At 40.8% G+C, this 18,409-nt stretch carries 14 protein-coding genes; 9 read left to right on the forward strand and 5 right to left on the reverse strand.

The features are described 5' to 3' along the window. Positions 1–290 precede the first annotated feature (290 nt). Both HMPREF2802_RS03750 and HMPREF2802_RS03755 read left to right on the forward strand, forming a co-directional pair. Positions 291–824 carry an NAD(P)H-dependent oxidoreductase gene (locus HMPREF2802_RS03750; RefSeq protein ID WP_070502808.1) on the forward strand — a complete coding sequence of 178 codons (534 nt, stop codon included), beginning with the start codon at positions 291–293 and terminating at the stop codon, positions 822–824. Positions 825–939: 115 nt separating this feature from the next. Beyond that, a complete protein-coding gene (locus HMPREF2802_RS03755; RefSeq protein ID WP_002471712.1) occupies positions 940–1,602 on the forward strand; it encodes an NAD(P)H-dependent oxidoreductase in 663 nt (220 codons plus the stop codon). A 162-nt stretch (positions 1,603–1,764) separates the two neighbouring features. Here the strand turns inward: HMPREF2802_RS03755 and HMPREF2802_RS12305 are convergent, their stop codons facing one another. The 3 genes from HMPREF2802_RS12305 to HMPREF2802_RS03765 all read right to left on the reverse strand — a co-directional run bounded on the left by HMPREF2802_RS12305 (position 1,765) and on the right by HMPREF2802_RS03765 (position 3,821). Further along, entirely contained in the window at positions 1,765–1,926 is a 162-nt protein-coding gene (locus HMPREF2802_RS12305; RefSeq protein ID WP_311773887.1) for a DUF6007 family protein, read from the reverse strand. 121 nt (positions 1,927–2,047) lie between these two features. Next, a complete protein-coding gene (locus HMPREF2802_RS03760; RefSeq protein WP_002471716.1) occupies positions 2,048–2,326 on the reverse strand; it encodes a GNAT family N-acetyltransferase in 279 nt (92 codons plus the stop codon). A gap of 82 nt (positions 2,327–2,408) precedes the next feature. Beyond that, a complete protein-coding gene (locus tag HMPREF2802_RS03765; protein WP_049408251.1) occupies positions 2,409–3,821 on the reverse strand; it encodes an anion permease in 1,413 nt (470 codons plus the stop codon). Positions 3,822–4,164: 343 nt separating this feature from the next. On the opposite strand from HMPREF2802_RS03765, the gene HMPREF2802_RS03770 reads away from it, so the two are divergent. Next, the gene (locus HMPREF2802_RS03770) at positions 4,165–5,970 is read left to right on the forward strand and encodes a cation:proton antiporter (protein WP_070502816.1); all 1,806 of its coding nucleotides are present in this window, start codon (positions 4,165–4,167) and stop codon (positions 5,968–5,970) included. 692 nt (positions 5,971–6,662) lie between these two features. Here the strand turns inward: HMPREF2802_RS03770 and HMPREF2802_RS03775 are convergent. After that, positions 6,663–8,615: a fructose-bisphosphatase class III gene (locus HMPREF2802_RS03775; protein WP_002471706.1), complete on the reverse strand. Its 1,953-nt coding sequence runs from the start codon at positions 8,613–8,615 to the stop codon at positions 6,663–6,665. Positions 8,616–9,107: 492 nt separating this feature from the next. Between HMPREF2802_RS03775 and putP the strand changes: the two genes are divergently transcribed. The 3 genes from putP to HMPREF2802_RS03790 all read left to right on the forward strand — a co-directional run bounded on the left by putP (position 9,108) and on the right by HMPREF2802_RS03790 (position 12,369). Beyond that, a complete protein-coding gene (gene putP, locus HMPREF2802_RS03780; RefSeq protein ID WP_070502809.1) occupies positions 9,108–10,649 on the forward strand; it encodes a sodium/proline symporter PutP in 1,542 nt (513 codons plus the stop codon). A 242-nt stretch (positions 10,650–10,891) separates the two neighbouring features. After that, positions 10,892–11,746 carry an ABC transporter ATP-binding protein gene (locus HMPREF2802_RS03785; RefSeq protein WP_070502810.1) on the forward strand — a complete coding sequence of 285 codons (855 nt, stop codon included), beginning with the start codon at positions 10,892–10,894 and terminating at the stop codon, positions 11,744–11,746. Continuing rightward, on the forward strand, positions 11,743–12,369 hold the full coding sequence (locus HMPREF2802_RS03790) for an ABC-2 transporter permease (RefSeq protein ID WP_070502811.1): 627 nt from the start codon (positions 11,743–11,745) through the stop codon (positions 12,367–12,369). The genes HMPREF2802_RS03785 and HMPREF2802_RS03790 overlap by 4 nt, the downstream gene beginning before the upstream one ends. A 542-nt stretch (positions 12,370–12,911) precedes the next feature. Here the strand turns inward: HMPREF2802_RS03790 and HMPREF2802_RS03795 are convergent. Further along, entirely contained in the window at positions 12,912–13,520 is a 609-nt protein-coding gene (locus tag HMPREF2802_RS03795) for an undecaprenyl phosphate transporter UptA (RefSeq protein ID WP_002471702.1), read from the reverse strand. Positions 13,521–13,848: 328 nt separating this feature from the next. Between HMPREF2802_RS03795 and HMPREF2802_RS03800 the strand changes: the two genes are divergently transcribed. From HMPREF2802_RS03800 to HMPREF2802_RS03810, 3 genes are all read left to right on the forward strand, one after another. Continuing rightward, entirely contained in the window at positions 13,849–15,132 is a 1,284-nt protein-coding gene (locus tag HMPREF2802_RS03800) for a pyruvate MFS transporter (RefSeq protein WP_049406153.1), read from the forward strand. Between the two features lie 247 nt (positions 15,133–15,379). After that, positions 15,380–16,078 (forward strand): acetolactate decarboxylase, encoded by a 699-nt coding sequence (gene budA, locus HMPREF2802_RS03805; RefSeq protein ID WP_070502812.1) that lies wholly within the window; start codon positions 15,380–15,382, stop codon positions 16,076–16,078. 268 nt (positions 16,079–16,346) lie between these two features. Beyond that, entirely contained in the window at positions 16,347–18,269 is a 1,923-nt protein-coding gene (locus HMPREF2802_RS03810) for an FUSC family protein (RefSeq protein WP_256277924.1), read from the forward strand. Positions 18,270–18,409: the final 140 nt, after the last annotated feature.

Below are 18,409 nucleotides of genomic sequence, written 5' to 3' on the forward strand. Positions count from 1 at the left end.
GTCACAGCGAAAATCCAGTAATAACGCGCACCAAGCGTTATTACTTAGTTGAGCGTGACCCCCTAAGAAAGCGAATCGTTACTCCCACCCCAATACGAAGTATTGCAAATTAGTACAAGAAACTATTATCTCTCGAACACAAGTTAGTACAAATACCATATTCCAATGAACACAAATTAGTACAAATTCTGTATTTTACTAAACACCAAACCTGAGCAACCTAATCCGAAAACCACCCACAACATGATAAAATTTGACTACACACAAACATACAGAAAGGAGAACCACAGATGAAACCACTCATCATCATCACACACCCAGACATCAACACATCCACAGTCAACCAATACTGGCGCGACACACTCAACCAACACACAGACCAACTCGACATACACGAACTCTACACCACATACCCCGACGCCAACATCGACATCGATTACGAACAAAAACTACTCATGGAACACGACCACATCATCTTCCAATTCCCATTCTACTGGTACAGCTACCCACCACTACTCAAACAATACTTCGATCAAGTATTCACCTACGGATGGGCATACGGCTCCGAAGGCAACGCACTCAAAGGCAAGACGTTCGCAGCAGCCGTTTCAGTAGGCGCACAAGCCGCACAATATGCCGAAGATGGTCCGCTTGGTTACACATTCGAAACACTCATCAGTCCATTCATTAGCACCCCACGATTTGTCGGCGCACAATTTGGCGGCTATCATACTTTATACGGCGCATTGAATCCTAGCCAAGAAACACTTGAAGAGAATGCGCAACAATACCTTCATTTTATCCAAAGTTTGAAATCACAATAGAGGTATAATAACTGTCTTAACGCAAGCAAAGTTAAACACAACACTTTAAGTTGAATAAATAGTTGAATTATAATTGTGATAACTTGTAATTCACGAAAGGTAGGTTCAAACGTTTATGAGTAACAAAGATATGCAACAAACAATTATTGATGCATTTAACTACAGACATGCAACGAAACGCTTTGACGCATCTAAAAAGATTGACGACAGTGATTTCGATACGATTCTTGAAGCAGGTCGTCTATCTCCAAGCTCTCTTGGATTAGAACCTTGGCGTTTCTTAGTCGTTCAAAGTGAAGATTTACGTAATAAATTACATGAACTCAGCGGAGGCGCGCGTGGTCAACTTGAAACAGCAAGTCATTTCGTGCTCATCCTTGCGCGTAAGAATGTAACGAAATCTTCACCTCACGTACATCACATCTTACGTGACTTGAAACAATACGACGATGATAGCATTAAAGCCTTTGGTGACAAGGTTGAAGGTTTCCAAACGAACTTCCACATCAACGACAACGAACGTACACTGCTTGACTGGTCAAGTAAGCAAACATACATTGCGTTAGGTAACATGATGACTTCTGCAGCATTACTTGGCATCGATTCTTGTCCAATGGAAGGTTTCGACATTGATGCAGTAGAACAATTACTAGATGACGAAGGTATTGCGGATATGAAAGAATTCGCGCCTTCCGTTATGGTCGCTTTTGGTTATCGTGAAAAAGAACCAAAAGAAAAAATTCGCCAACCACAAGAAGACGTCGTAGAGTGGTTGTAAGTTAGAATTAAAAATGAGAGCGTTGCGCTCTTGATTTATATAAAAAGGCAATTTCTATCGAATGTTTGGTAGAAATTGCCTTTTTGCTATGTCGTATGAAATTTAGTTAAAAATAAGTAACAGTGCTCGACTGCGCTAGCCTATTTGATGTCATCAAAAGCCTCACTTCTTTTTTTGATATATGTAAATAATATAAAGGATGATAGTAGAGAGTCCGATTGATGATAATATCACTGTGACAAGCGATATAAGAATTTCTAGAAATGTATTTGTAGGTAAGATACTCATGATTAAAGACATTGGAATAATAGAAATGATAGCAATCTAAAAGTAATTTTTAATCACTTCTTCTATATTGTCCATTGATCTAGCTCCTTACTATAAAACCTCATAAATAACGCCTGCATCGGAGTTCAATCTCCGTATTGCAGGCGCATTCTTCTAATTAACCTTTATAAACATCTTGGAATTCAGGATGTTTCTCAATAACTTTTGCCGCAAATGGGCAAGTTGCACTGACCTTTTTACCATTGTCACGTGCGTAGTTCACTACTGCTTCTACGAGCGCAGTACCTAAACCTTGTCCACCCATTTCAGATGGAACGCCTGTGTGATTGATTTCGATTTGATCGTCACTTACATCGTTGTACGTAATCACTGTTTCAGGATTATTCTCATCTTCACCTGTGTAGAATTTGTGATCGCCTTGTTTAATGTCAGCCATCTATATCATCTCCTGATTCATATTGATTACTATATATTTACACCAATTGACGTCATTTTAAACCTATGAGAAGGTAAAATGCCTACATCACGCCGATGAGTTTCATCCACAGTGAACCGAGACCTAGCCAGATAACAAAGTAAACAATAGCTAATCCTGCGTTCATGAGCCACCAGCGTTTCTGAGACACGTAGCCGGATGAGTAGAGTATCGGCGCTGGACCACTACTGTAGTGTGTCGTGGAAGCCATCAAGTTACCGAAGAACCCAATCATTAAGGCACTAAATAACGGTGGCGCGCCTGTCGCAATAGCCACACCGAGTAGGGCGGAGTACATCGCGCTGACGTGAGCGGTTGAGCTCGCAAATAAGTAGTGTGAGTAGAAGTAGAATAGGATGAGTAGCACGAGGACTACCGGCCAACTTAAGCCGCCTAAACTACCTGCGATTGTCTTACTGAGCCATGGAATAAAGCCGAGCTCATTGAGTTGGGATGCCATCATAACTAAGATGGAGAACCAGATGAGCGTATTCCAAGCTCCAGTTTCTTTAAGGACGTCAGACCAGCTCAATACGCCTGTAAGCAGTAAAAGGGATAGGGCGATAAAGGCTGTCAACGTCGCATTCATATCGATGACACTGCCGAGTACCCATAGAATGAGTGCAACGAGGAAGATACCAATCATAAATTTCTCGTCACGATGCATGTGACCCATGTCTTTCAATTCATTATCCGCCCATGATTTCGCGTCGGGTGTTTCCTTGATTTCAGGTGGATAAATTTTATAGATGATAAAAGGCACGACAATCAATGACACAATTCCTGGAACGAGTGCAGCTAGGAACCAGTTCATCCACGTAATGTGAATGTGCTCATGTTGTGCTAAAGATTGAGCAAGCGGGTTCCCTGCCATCGCAGTTAAGAACATTGCGGCAGTGATCAAGTTCCCGTGAAATTCTGTAAAGATGAGGAACGAACCCATTTTACGCGCCGTACCGTCATCTGCTTTCGAACCGAATGACTTAGATAAGGCGTTGATGATAGGATACATGATACCGCCAGCTCGCGCCGTATTACTTGGCGTCGCAGGTGCTAAGATCAAATCGACACCCACGAGAGAATAGCCGAGTCCTAAAGTTTTTTTACCAAACAACTTCACGAACTGAAGGGCAATACGACGGCCGAGACCTGTCTTCACAAATCCACGTGAAATAAAGAACGCCATGGCGATGAGCCAAATACTGCTATTACCGAAGCCTTTCACAGCTGGGTCGATATCAACTGTGCCTGTTAAGACCGTGAGCGTGAACCCAATCATGGCTACGGCACCAATCGGAAGCGGTTGCGTGATACAACCGATAATCGTCGCGACGAAGATGGCAAACATATGCCAAGCATCTGCACTTAAACCTTCTGGCCGAATAGGGGTAATTAACCAGAGGATGATTCCAACAACAACAGGAAGTATAAATTTTTTGTAATTTATCTTCTCCATTATACTTCACCTTTCCTTGTATAAAAGTGGCATAGGAGTATTTGATGGGATGTGCCAAGTTATATTGTTTACCGTATACTCGCAAATACACAAATATCTCCCATACTAAAAATTGTGAATTCAAACTAATTGAGATTCAATTTCAATTATAGTGAGCGTAATCTGACATGTAAAGATACAAGGCGAAACTGTGACGATACTGTTGAAATTTGCGAGAAGACCGAAAAACACGCACTGCTTATAGGTGAATCTGTTATAATGAACTGATGTATACATATTGAAAGAAAGTAAGAACTACGTGTTCAGCGTAAATGAACACAAGGAATTAATCGGAGGTGTGACCGTGTCACTCTTAAATCTACCCCTCATACTCGTGATCGTGATCTTCCTGGCTTTAGGTATCTTTAGTCAGTGGTTCGCATCACGCATCAAATGGCCCTCGATTGTCGTTCTCTCTATCGTCGGCTTACTCGTAGGTCCAATACTGGGTCTCATCAACCCGCAACAAAGCCTCGGGTCTGAAGCATTTAGCTCGATGGTGTCGTTAGCTGTAGCTATCATCTTATTCGAAGGGAGCAGCAACCTCGATTTCCGCGAGTTAAGAGGTATTTCGAAAGCAGTCATGCGCATCATCACAGTTGGCGCAGTGATTTCGTGGATCCTTGGCGCAATGGCCCTCCATTTCGTTCTAGGGTTCTCAGCCCAAGTCGCGCTCGTCATGGGCGGTTTATTCCTTATCACAGGCCCGACCGTCATTCAACCATTATTGAAACAAGCGAAAGTCCGCAAGAGCGTCGATTCGATTTTGCGTTGGGAAAGCATCATCCTCGATCCGATTGGCCCGATGCTTGCCTTATTCGCATTCTATATCTTTAATATTTTCGAGCACGGCATTCAAGTTGAAATTATTTTAAGTTTCATTCTGCGTTTATTTATCGCCGTCTGCATCGGTTTCTTTGCGTCATACGTGTTCATGTGGTTTTTAAAAAAAGACATGATTCCACAGAACTTAATGCCACCAGTACAACTTGTCTTCGTACTCTTAATCTTTGCGTTATGCGATGAAATCTTACCAGAATCTGGCTTAATGGCCGTCACAATCTTCGGTCTCGTCATGGCACGCATGAAACGCCATGATTTAATCTTTAAGGAATCTGACCACTTCATCGAGAACATGTCATCCATTCTCGTCTCAACGGTCTTTATCCTCATCACATCTTCACTCACTCTAGATGTGTTAAAAGGGATTCTTTCATGGAAACTCGTGCTATTCTGCGCAGTGATGATTGTGCTCGTTAGACCCTTATCTATCTTATTCGCGACCATCAACACCGAAATTTCTAAACGCGAACGCACGATGGTCTCTATCATGGCACCACGAGGCATCGTCGTTTTAACCGTAGCCCAATTCTTTGCTGGTCAGTTTATGGAGAAAAATGCGCCCTTAGCTGAATACATCACGCCCGTAACCTTTGGCCTAGTCATCGTAACTGTGGTCATTTACGGCTTCAGCTTCGTTCCAATGAGTAAAATGATGCGTCTAGCAAGCACAGAACCCCCAGGCGTTATTTTGGTAGGCGAAGGTGAATTCTCTTACAAACTAGGATCAAAATTGAGAGAACATGAAATTCCAGTCATGACCTTTAATTTATTCTCAAGTTCGTCAACACGCGCGCGCAATCTAGACTTTGAAGTCTTCGAAGGCAATTTACTATCAAGCAACGATCGTATTTACGCCGACTTAACACGTTATCACCAATGTCTCTTGATGACCCAATCCTTCGTGTTCAACAGCCTGGCATTTAACGAACTCGTACCCGAATTCGGACTCAACCAAGTCAACATGATCCCCGTATCATTTAGAAACGAGAAGATGAAATCCAATGTGAGCGGGCCCATTCGCAATCACATCCTATTTGACTCAAACCTTAGCGCCAAATGGTACAACCAATTTATCAAAGAGCACGACATACACGAAATCGAAGTAGAGCACATACCCGAACTCAGCGAAAACGATATGATACTTTACCATATCAACGAAGACAAAGAAGTCACATTTAGAAACAAACGCAACCAATTCGAAGATAGTGACGAAGGCGTCATTGGTTACCTCAAAGACGCTTACTTATACGAAGACAAAGAAGACTAATTAATAGAAAAGCACGTTCTCCAGAGTTGAGAGCGTGCTTTTTAAGGTGGTAATCGTTGCGTTATGTATAATAATCAAGCAGAAAGAGCCATCTACTATTTGTAGTAGATGGCGTTTAACGTATCATCGTGCCAAAAATTATATTTAGTAAAAAGAATATGTAGAGTTATAAAGATACGCTCTAATTCCCCGAAACACACTAATTCAATCAAAATAAAGAAACGATGCGTAGGAGATCGTGGGTTGATAAAAATTTTAGAATAAATGTTATTAACTTACCAATACATATAGTATTCAGTTAGTAAGAAACACTATCATCCTCGAAACACTCTAATTCAATCAAAATAAAAATAAAAACTAGATGTGTAGGAGTTCGTGAGCTACTAAAGTAGTTAGAATAAATACTATTAAACACACCAATATTTGCAACACGAGTAAAAAAGAGGTGGTGCGACTCCCGAGGTATCAAGGGCACAGTGAAAATCCATTCATAACGCGCAACAAGCGTTATGAATTAGTTGAACGTGACCACCTGGGAAAGCGTCACCACCTCACAATACGAAGTATTGCAAAATAGTAGTAAACTCTAAATTCTTACGAATACAAATTAGTACAAAACACTATATTCCATCGAATACAAATTAGTACTAAACTCTAAAATACCTAAGAACACAAATTAGTAGCACACACACCTACTTCAGAAAGTGGTCATGCATAAGCTCCTTCAACGTATCAATCTCATCCTGAATCCGCGCACCCGTATTCGTATCACGAATCTTCTTACGCTCCAACTCCTTATCAACCACACGACGGATAGACACCTCATCCGTACCATTCTTCAGCACATTCTCCTTCGAATTAAACTCCTGATGCGCAACCAACTGCATACCATACGAATTAAACAACAACGTATAGCCCGCAATACCCGTCGTCGACTGATAAGCCTTCGAGAAGCCACCATCAATAACAATCATTTTACCATTCGCCTTAATCGGATCTTCACCCTTAATCTCCTTAACCGGCGTATGACCATTGATAATATGACCCTGCTCCGGATCCAAGCCAAAGTCTTTCAACATCTTCTTACACATATCCACGTCTTCACGTAAATGATAATACGGATTCTTCTCCTCTTTATGAGACGCTTTGTCCTCGATAAAGTAACGTTCAAACGTCGTCATCGCACGCTTACCAAAGAGAGAAGAGTATTTACCCGTCCAAAGGTACCATACGAGATCCGTTGCGAGATCATCGCCAACTTCTTTGTGATCAAAAGCATAGCGTACATAAGACTCGAAAGTATCAAGCAAGTCACGTCCGTGATGTTCCACACCATCAATAGACATGCTTTCCATCTCGCCATCTTCATCTACTGGAATACAACCATGAATAAGTAAGTTGCCATTGTATGGTAGGTAAAGTGTACCTTTCTGCATTAAGAACGACATATGGCGTTTCAATTTCTCAGATTGTTGTACAGATAATAATAATTTATCAATGACATCTTGTTCTTCTTCCGTTAAACGTGTCGGATCTTGAGGATCGACAGTTTGGAAACACGTATTTTTTAAATCATATGTCTTACCATAAATTGTAATCTTATGCGTATCGTAATTGACTTTTTCCAATACTAAACGTTCTTCCATATCGAAAGAAGGGCGACGTTTGATAATCGGCGCTTCTAATTTAAATTGAATAATTGAAATCGCTTGTTGAATACGTGTCATCTGAGCTTTTTCATATTCAGAAAGGTAATCCGCGTTCTTAGGTCGGAAAGGTGGATTTGTCCCATCGTAGTATTTTTCAGCTAAAGTCAATAAAGGACGTATATTTATACCGTAGGCGTCTTCGATAATGTCGAGGTTATCATAACGCGCGCAAATACGAAGCAGATTGGCAAGGCAAACTTTAGATCCAGCATATGCACCAATCCAGAGCACATCGTGGTTACCCCATTGAATATCAACAGATGGGTAATTGATGAGCGTTTCCATAATCTTGTCTGGCTCTGGGCCACGGTCATAAATATCACCCACGACGTGAAGGTGGTTCACGACGAGGTGCTGCACTGTAAAGGATAGGCCGATAATCAAGTCATCAGATTGTTCAAGTTCGATAATTTGATCCATCAACGTATCATAATATGATGATTTGTTATTGTATTTATTACTGCGATATAGAAGCTCTTCAACGATAAAGACGAAATTCTCCGGTAAAGTCTTACGGAGTTTCGTACGTGTATATTTCGAAGAGGCGAAAGTGACGAATGTGATGAGGTTATGTATAGTAGAGCGATACCATTCGTTTAAATCTTCTTTATGTTTAAATTCGTTCTTGATGAGTTTCAATTTCTCTTGAGGATAGTACACAAGCGCTGCAAACTCATTGATTTCTTCTTCGGTCAGATCATCATCAAAGATATCATGAATCTTACGTTTCACATTACCTGAGCCGTTACGTAGCACGTGTTGGAACGCTTGATACTCACCGTGAATATCACTGACAAAGTGCTCCGTGCCCTTCGGTAATTCCATGATCGATTCTAGATTAATGATTTCTGTCGCAAGTTCTTCTTTATTGTCGTATTGCTTTGCGAGCAGGTTAAGATAACGCTGCTTGAAACTCTTTTCTTCAGTTCGAGACATCTCTATTTCGTCACCCCTATAAGATTTAGTTCAATCATTTTACTATTATTTTAACATGTGAGTTAAACGCTTACATCCTTTTATTACTTGTTGCATAAAAATGCATTATAGCTTTTATTATTAAATGATGTTTCTTTGAGCTTTTTGTTTAAAATAACTAAAAGTCGACAATGATAGCACTTCAACGCGATAAAAGAATAAAACGTTAGTGTGTTATAATGTTACTAAAATATAGTATAATCGTGTATGAACCACATAAATCATTCTTTTTATTCAAGAATTGCATACGAAATAGTGTAAAATCTTGCTAAATTGTAATATTACTATTATTTTTGGGATCGCTATAAACGTTGAATATCAAGGGTTATAGAAGTTATTGAGATGTAAAAAGGGACTAAATGACACAATCTTGTAAAAAAGTCCTTTAAAATTCTCGATAGTTTTGTATAATAAATGCATGTAACAAAATTCTACATAGAGGGAGTGCAGATTATGTTTCAATTGGGGGCAACACTATCGCAACAAGTGAATACTGATTGGCGAACATATATCATGTTAGCTGCTTACTTCATCATCTTGCTTGGTATTGGGTATTATGGGTACAAGCAAGCGACGAGCAACGTAAGTGAGTACATGCTCGGTGGACGAAGTATTGGTCCGTACGTCACAGCGTTATCTGCTGGTGCCGCGGACATGAGTGGTTGGATGATTATGGGCTTGCCAGGAGAGGTTTACACAACAGGATTATCAGCAGCCTGGTTAGCAATTGGGTTAACACTTGGTGCATATTTAAATTACTTTATCGTAGCACCACGTCTCAGAGTCTACACAGAGAAAGCTGGCGACGCGATTACGCTACCAGATTTCTTTAGAAACCGATTAGATGATAAATCAAATGTCATCAAGATTATTTCAGGTGCCATCATTGTAGTATTCTTTACACTTTATACACATTCAGGAATGGTATCCGGAGGTAAACTCTTCGATAGTGCATTTGGATTGAATTATCATTTCGGCCTCATCCTAGTAACAGTCATCGTTATCGCATATACATTCTTTGGAGGATATCTCGCCGTATCATTAACGGACTTCTTCCAAGGGGTTATCATGATTATCGCAATGGTCATGATACCGATTGTCGCAATGTTACAACTCAGCGGTTTAGATACATTATCTCAAGCGGCTGATCTCAAACCGACGAACTTAGACATTCTAAAAGGGACATCTGTAGTAGGAATCATCTCGTTCTTTGCATGGGGGCTCGGCTACTTCGGTCAACCTCACATCATCGTACGATTTATGTCTATTACACATGTTAGAAAGTTAAAGACTGCACGTCGCTTCGGCATTAGCTGGATGGCGATCAGTTTAATTGGTGCAGTATTCGTAGGTCTTACAGGTATCGTCTTCGTCCGTGACCAAGGCGTTACATTGAAAGACCCAGAAACATTATTTATCTTAATGGGACAAATCTTGTTCCATCCATTAGTTGGAGGATTCTTACTCGCAGCCATCTTAGCTGCCATCATGAGTACGATCTCATCTCAATTACTTGTAACATCAAGTTCATTAACAGAAGACTTCTACAAGCTATTTAGAGGTGAGGAAGCAGCGAAGAAACGTCAGAAAGAGTTCGTTCTTGTCGGACGTCTTTCAGTTGTGGTCGTTTCTATCGTCGCAATTCTTATCGCATGGCATCCAAACGATACGATTCTCAACCTCGTAGGTAATGCTTGGGCCGGTTTCGGTGCAGCATTTGGTCCACTCGTAATCCTGTCACTATACTGGAAAGGTTTAAGCCGTACAGGTGCAGTGAGTGGTATGCTCGTAGGTGCGATCGTCGTTATTCTATGGATTGTCTTTATTAAACCGATGGGAGATTACAACGACTTCTTTAACTTGTACGAAATCATTCCAGGCTTCATCGCAAGTTGGGTTGTGACTTATGTAGTTAGTAAAATGACGCGTAAGCCAAACCACGATGTAGAACAAGAAATTGAAGATGTGAAATCTACATTGAAAGAAGTTAAATAAATTATCACTTCAAACAAAGGATATGAAATCAATAGATTATGCCTTCATTTCTCACTGAGTTAAAAGGGGTAATAAAGTGAGAATGAAGCGGGAGAAATTCAATATATTGTAAGATTCACAGGGCTAATTCCAAAGGGGGGAATTAGCCCTTTTTCAAAAACATAACTATACGACAGACAATTAATGTTATAGTAAAGAAGAAAGACGAACGAGAACAACGAAAGATGGAGGAGAACAAAGCTATGCATAGGTTACTAGAAGTGAAACACCTGAACAAAGCTTTCAAGAACTCAGAGTTCGCATTACAAGACGTGAGCTTTGAAGTAGATCCAGGTGAAGTGGTTGCTTTTATCGGTAAAAACGGTTCAGGTAAATCAACAACGCTAAGCACAGCAATTGGCAATGTGCCGAAAGACTCAGGTGAAGTGCGATTCTTCGGTCAAACCATTGAGGAAGACGATTACGAGTATAAAAATGATGTCGGCGTCGTCTTCGATACAGTGAAATTGCCGAAGAAACTCAAAGTCGTAGATATCGAGAAGATCATGCAACAGATGTATCGCAACTGGGAGAGTGAGACCTTCTGGAAATATATTGAAGAATTTGAACTCCCACGTAAGCAAAAAGTCGAAAGTTACTCTCGAGGCATGTCGATGAAACTTTCACTCGCCATCGCACTATCTCATCACAGTCGCCTCTTATTACTCGACGAAGCGACAGCAGGCATCGACGTCTCAGGCCGTGAACAAGTGTTAGAAATACTCGAAGATTGCAAAGAACAAGGTGTCGGCATGGTCATTTCTTCACATATCGTAGAAGATCTTGAATACATCGCTGACCGTCTCATCTTCATGCGCCAAGGCCAAATTGTCCTCACAGTTTCGAAATCAGAGCTCATGGAACAGTATCATATCGTCAAAGGTGATCAAGACGCTTATGCGCAAGTTCCAAGAGAACAAGTCATCGCCCAACGTGAACGCAAAGGCATAGTAGAAGCCTTAGTCAAAGGAACAGTAGAGACAGAGGGCATTACATGCGAGTCCCTACATTCCATCGATGACGCAACGAAGATCTTAATGAGAGGTGAGCGAGTATGAAAGGTTTAATGATGAACCATTGGGCATTGTCAAAGAAAAGTGTATGTATTTATTTACCGATTGCCGTTGTCATCTGCGTCCTCTTTAATATTGGACAACAAGGCATGACAGGTGGCTTTCTACCATGTTATTTACTAGCCATCATCGCACTCGATAATTTGAAGAACGAGAAAGGCTCCGACTGGCCGAAACTCGCCTTAACACTACCATTAAACAGAAAGATGTACGTTCAAAGTCACTTTTTATTCTACTTATTACTAGCAGTTACCGGCGGCGTCCTCGTCTTTGTCGTGACGAGCATCTTACAAATGTCAATCATCGAAGGATTTATCGCACTCTTTATAGGCGTAGGAATTACCGCCCAACTGACACTCATGTACCCATTAATGTACAAATACGGTAGCGAGAACTCAAACGGAATTATGATGCTCGCCATTCTACCCGTTATCTTAGTTTACATCGTTTATACCATTGTCCTAACTATCATTGCTTCAATCGGACACGACGAGCCAAACCAAATGATTATGTTCATTGGAAGCGCAATTTATTTCGTCATAAGCCTATTCGTAGCAACACTCATTTACTGGATCGCCGTAAAAGTATTCAAGTCCTTAGCATTTTAATAATTGATAGCGGTAAAAATTCAGAAGAACAACCAAGGGTTCGAGAAAGCATTAAGCAGACTCGAACCCTTAGTTTGTGTGTGAAGATGGATGTAATTATTAATCTTTAAATTCTAAGGAACCCTTACTTTCCCGAAACAGAACGAATCAAAGTAGATTTCTGTTATAAGTACCATATTAGTAGAAATACTTTAATCTCTCGAAACACTAATATTAAAACAAAAACAAATAGGGAGAGTGGTGTGTGGTGATTTGCAAGTTACTGAGAGTTAAACAGAATGAAATAAACCTACAAATACCTGCAACACGAGTAAAAAAGAGGTGGTGCGACTCCCGAGGTATCAAGGGCACAGTGAAAATCCATTCATAACGCGCAACAAGCGTTATGAATTAGTTGAACGTGACCACCTGGGAAAGCGTCACCACCTCACAATACGAAGTATTGCAAATTAGGAACAAACACTATATCTCTACGAATACAAATTAGTACAATACATAACATTCCTAAGAATAAAAATTAGTACAATATATAACAATTCAAATCACGACTTACGCTTCCTTTTAACAAAACGATAAATAATATAAACAATCACAACCGCCAACAGAACATACATCACATAAGAATACGTATGTATCCCATTCATCAACACATCCCAACTATCACTCAACAGACTGCCAAGATAAATCAATGCAAAATTCCAAATCGTCGTCCCAATCAGAGAAAGCACCACAAACTTCACCACATTCATCCGATTGATCCCCGCCGGAATCGTAATTAACACACGCAATACCGGAACAAAACGACACACCAAGACAGCAACCTCACCATACCGCTTAAACCAGTCATTCGCACGCGCCACATCCTTACCCTTCAACTTAATCCACTTTCCATACTTATCAACAAAACGATAAAGTCGCTCCTCAGAAACCAGACGACTAATATAATACAAGACAAGCAAGCCCACAAACGATGCAACAGTCGAGATAACAAACAGCATCGGTAAAGATAAATCTGATTTCGTCGAAAGCAATCCAGCAAACGTTAGGATAATTTCAGACGGGATGAAAGGCAAGATATTCTCCAAGAGCACGAGAATCGTAATCGCCAAATAACCCCACTTACTAATAAATTCCGTTATGATATGTTCCATAAGGCACGGTTCTCCTTTTTAAAATCATCATTTAATAATTTGAACAGATGTTATTTTAACATAATCGGTGTTCGTATTCTTCAATTTACCCGTTTTATCACCTGAAAGAGTCGGGCTCGAGACCGAAATTAAAGAAATACAAAGAGTGTATTATTTCATTAAAAATGTTATAAAAGATGCTTGTAGGCGCTTTCATTCTGTGGTAATATCAATGAAACTCTATGTGTTAGTGACATTTGTGGGGCAGCAATTCACTATAAGGGATGTTATGAAATTGCTAGAGATGACATTGACGAGAGTTTGATATTAATTGAAAGTAGGGACTATCATGAAAGAACGTAGCTCAAACGTACGATGGTGGTTTGCCATCGTTTTTTTCGTTATTGGAATTGTTGCCTATATGGACCGTTCTAATATTTCAGTTATTGCGCCAGATATGATGAGAGATCTCCATTTAGATAAAGGGCAATTTGGACTTCTCGCATCTTTCTTCGCAGCAGGCTATGCTTTGATGCAAGTACCATCCGGTTATCTTGCTGAGAAGTTTGGACCACGAAAAATGTTAACTGTCGCACTCGTGTGGTGGAGTGCTTTTACCATTCTGACAGGTATTGTTAAAAATCACGGGTTAATGTATACCGTGCGTTTCCTCTTTGGTGTCGGAGAAGCGCCGATGTATCCATCGAATGCGGTATTTAACTCCTATTGGTTTGCGAAAGATGAGAAAGGGCGCGCTTCAAGTATGTTACTAGCAGGATCTTACTTTGGACCTGTAATCGCACCAGTCATCACAGTATCCATCGTTTCAGCATTCGGCTGGCATTCCGTCTTCTACATCTTTGGTGGCGTAGGTATTCTACTCGCATTATTATGGGTGATAATCGCGAAGGACTTACCAGAACAACATAAGATGGTGAACGAAGCAGAGAAGCGTTTTATTCAGGCGAATCGTGACATCGTTGCAACAGAGAAATCTCATGCACCTTGGTCAGCATTCTTCAAATACTTCAGTTTCTATGCGATTGCAGGGCAGTATTTCGTTGTACAATTTATCATCGCATTATTCTTAATTTGGTTACCGACGTATTTCACAGAACAATATCACATCTCCTTGAAAGACTCCGCATGGTTGTCGAGTCCACCATGGCTCGTGATGTTCTTCCTGATCTTAACAGGAGGGACAGTATCAGATGCGTTGTTGCGCATGGGTAAATCCCGTTTCGTAGCGCGTGGACTCATCGCAATTGCAGGCTTTGTCGTCTTTGCTGTTTCGCTCTTCTTAGCGATTAAGACAGACAATCTTTATGCCAACGTCGCATGGATTTCAACGTGCTTAGGCGGTATCGGTGTAACGATGGGGATGAGTTGGGCAGCAGCCACAGATCTCGGTCGTAACTTTGCCGGTTCTGTTTCAGGATGGATGAACTTATGGGGTAACATCGGAGCAATGCTCAGTCCATTCTTAGCAGGTAAACTTGCAGATATCATCGGTTGGACGAATACTTTGGAATGCATGATTATTCCAGTTATCTTCGCAATTATTTTGTGGTTCTTTGTGAAGCCAGACCAACCTTTATTGATTGGTAAAAATGACTTGAAGAAAGTGAAATAATGATAGGGAAGAACTCAATTCGACTTAGTGATAAGTCGGTTGGGTTCTTTTTTTGGGGGTGGATCTTTTATAAAATGGCATAGTCTCCTAAAAATATTTTTACCAGAAAAATCTCGATGTCCCCTCGGAATTTTTACCACTAATCTCAAGCACTTCGATATCTCAACGCTCCAAAAAGTTGTATAATGAAACTAAGTGAAAGTATAAGTAAGTATGAGAAAGAAATAGAAAGGAAGACAAATTGGAGATGTTATATCAACACGGAACGTTAGGGACGTTGATTGCTGGCATGTTACAGGGCACGACTTCAATCGGTGAAGTCATGAAACATGGTGATTTCGGAATCGGAACACTAGACGGTTCAGATGGGGAAGTCGTCATTCTCGATGGCCACGCGTACCATGCGAATGCGCAAGGTGAATTTAAAGCGTTGACAGGCGAGGAGCTTACACCATTTGCGACAGTGACCGATTTCCAGACAGACGAAACGATTAATGTGCGTCATATCACAGATGCTGAGGCGTTATTAGCGCAAACGAAACGTCGAGCAGCGAGTGACAATATCTTCTTCGCTGTGAAGATGACGGGTAAATTTGAAATGATGCATGTGCGAATGATGCCGAAAGAGGAACCGCCATATCGTCGACTTAGCGAAGTGGCAAAGAACCAACCAGAATTCACGCGTGAACAAGTCGAAGGTACGATTGTTGGTTTCTACGCACCTCAATTATTCCACGGCATCGCAGCAGGCGGTTATCATCTTCACTTTGTAGATGACGACCGTACATTTGGTGGACATGTGCTCGATTTCGAGATGAACAGTGGCACAATTGAAATTAATAATATCGACACATTACAACAACATTTACCAAGTAACGATGCGCAGTTTATGGGTGCAGATATTGATTATAGTAATATTGCCCAGGAAATTTCTGAAACTGAATAACAGATTACTGATAAATTGGGCTAATTGTCCAAGTGAGTCTTAGGGATTCAACGTCGTGTTGAGTTGCTAGCTCACTTTTTTATTTTTATAGGTAAAATGAGTAGAGGATAGCGAAAAAAGTCATCTTGCTGCTCGAGTCATTTTACCATAACTATCTGTACTAGCTAATGTAGCAGTAAAATATTAAGAAATTTGAAGTGAATTGTCTCCTACCTAACTAAAAAGTGTTAGTATAGTAGGGTATGACATTGAAACATGATAATAGGAGATGAACGATTTGCTTTCGTACATAAAATCCTTAATGAACTTTAATAAAATGAAAGTAGATTCAGCTAAAGGTGTGCGTCAAACGATCTTGATGTTGATACCACTCATCATCGGATATTTGACGGATCATATGCCGATAGGGTTACTCGTATCTATAGGTACATTAACTCATACGTATGCGATAGGAGGCACTGCAAGAGCGCGTGTACGCATCATCTTTCTTGCGACTATTGGATTGTCCATTGCGATGATGCTTGGAACGTTGACGATTAAACAACCGATCCTCTTTGGTATCTTGTTGCTTATCGTGACGGTCATTCCATACTTTGTGCTCAGTTCGTTGCACATCGTTGGTCCATCTGCCACGTTCTTTATCGTCGCGTTCAGTTTATCGATCAACTTACCTGTGGCACCGCAAGAGTTCTTGTTACGTGGTGCCTGCGTATTTATCGGTGGTATGTTTGCGTTAGTGGTAATCATTATTGCGAACCTGTTGAGTCGTGAAAGTGCTGAGGCGAAAGCAGTGAAGAATGACTACAATATGTTAAAGCAACTCGCATATAACTTTGACGATCGCCAGGCTTTCCGCAATGCATCTAACACTGCTGTTCAAACATTCAGCAATGCAGACAAATACTTGCTGACGAGTTCGGGAGCAAGATCTCGTGAGTCATCACAATTTCAGCGTTTATTGCTCTTGCATACCGCTGCGTTAGGTGTTTACTCCGAGTTACTTGAGTTGAGCGAACGTAATTTACGTCCATTGCCTAACCAAGTTAAAGAGATGTTGGATTACGTGATTAAACGTGTGTTTTCTAATAACACTTCCGCTAAACGTTGGAATCAGCAGATTGATGTACCAGAGGAATATAATAATTTAGTCGATCAAATTTTTAAAATAGATGCGATACTCGATCTCAACGAAGAGCGTGTGAAACATGAAGTCAATGTGCGTATTCCAATTTATGGCCGCCGTATTATCCAGCATTTAACGTTGGATTCCTACTTCTTCAGAAATGCACTACGTTATGCGATTATTATTGGAATTGCGATCTTTGTAGCCCTGATGTTTAACTTTGAAAAGGCCTATTGGATTCCGTTAACAGCGCACACAGTCTTGATTGGCGCGAATACGATGCACAGTTTCGAACGTGCAGGAAGTCGTACAGTCGGAACAATTCTCGGTGTACTCGTACTGTCGCTTATCTTGATGTTCCACCCTCATACGATGATTGCGATTATTCTACTTGCAGTGTGTGCAGGTATGACTGAAGCGTTCGTTGGTGCGAACTATTCGTTCGCCTGTATCTTTATCACGATTCAAGTTATCTTGTTGAATGGTATCGCAGCGAATTATTTAACGATTGCGATTGCATTACCTCGTATTATTGATGTGCTTGTCGGTGTAGCGATTGCGGTTATTGGTCTCTTGATTCTTGGACGCAAGACGGCTTCAACGATGTTGCCGAAAGTGATTGCGGATGTGTTCCGTAGTGAAGCGATCATGTTTCATTATCTGTTCTCTAAGAATGAGCGTGCGTCGTTTGAAGAGGACAAGTATCGTATGTTGCGTTTGACGTTGAAGTTGGATAATATGTCGCAGCTGTATACGGGTGCGAATGGTGAGGTGTTTAGTAATAAGCATCGGATTCAGGAGTATTATCCGACGATTTATGGTTTGGAGGAATTGAGTTTTATGTTGAATCGTGCGTTGAATAATGATGGGCGTGATCGTATTGATGAGCATGTGATGGGTGAGTATTTGGTGATGTTTGAGAATTTGGCGAAGCATTTTGAGAATGGTGGCCGGATTACTCAGATTGTGTTGCCTGAGTTGCCGCAGTATAAGTATATTACGTCGGCGTTGACGCAGATTCGGGAGAATTGTTTGAGTGTGCATCGGGCGAAGGTGGATTATGATTAGATGTTTGGGGAGTCGAGCTATGTGGGTGGCTCGGCTTCTTTTTGTTTGGGTAAAATGGGGTGTGATTTACTAATTTGTATTCGATGGAATATAGTGTTTTGTACTAATTTGTATTCGTAAGAATTTAGAGTTTACTACTA

Origin of the sequence: Staphylococcus sp. HMSC071G07 (assembly GCF_001811435.1) — a bacterium.
Lineage (GTDB): Bacteria > Bacillota > Bacilli > Staphylococcales > Staphylococcaceae > Staphylococcus > Staphylococcus pettenkoferi.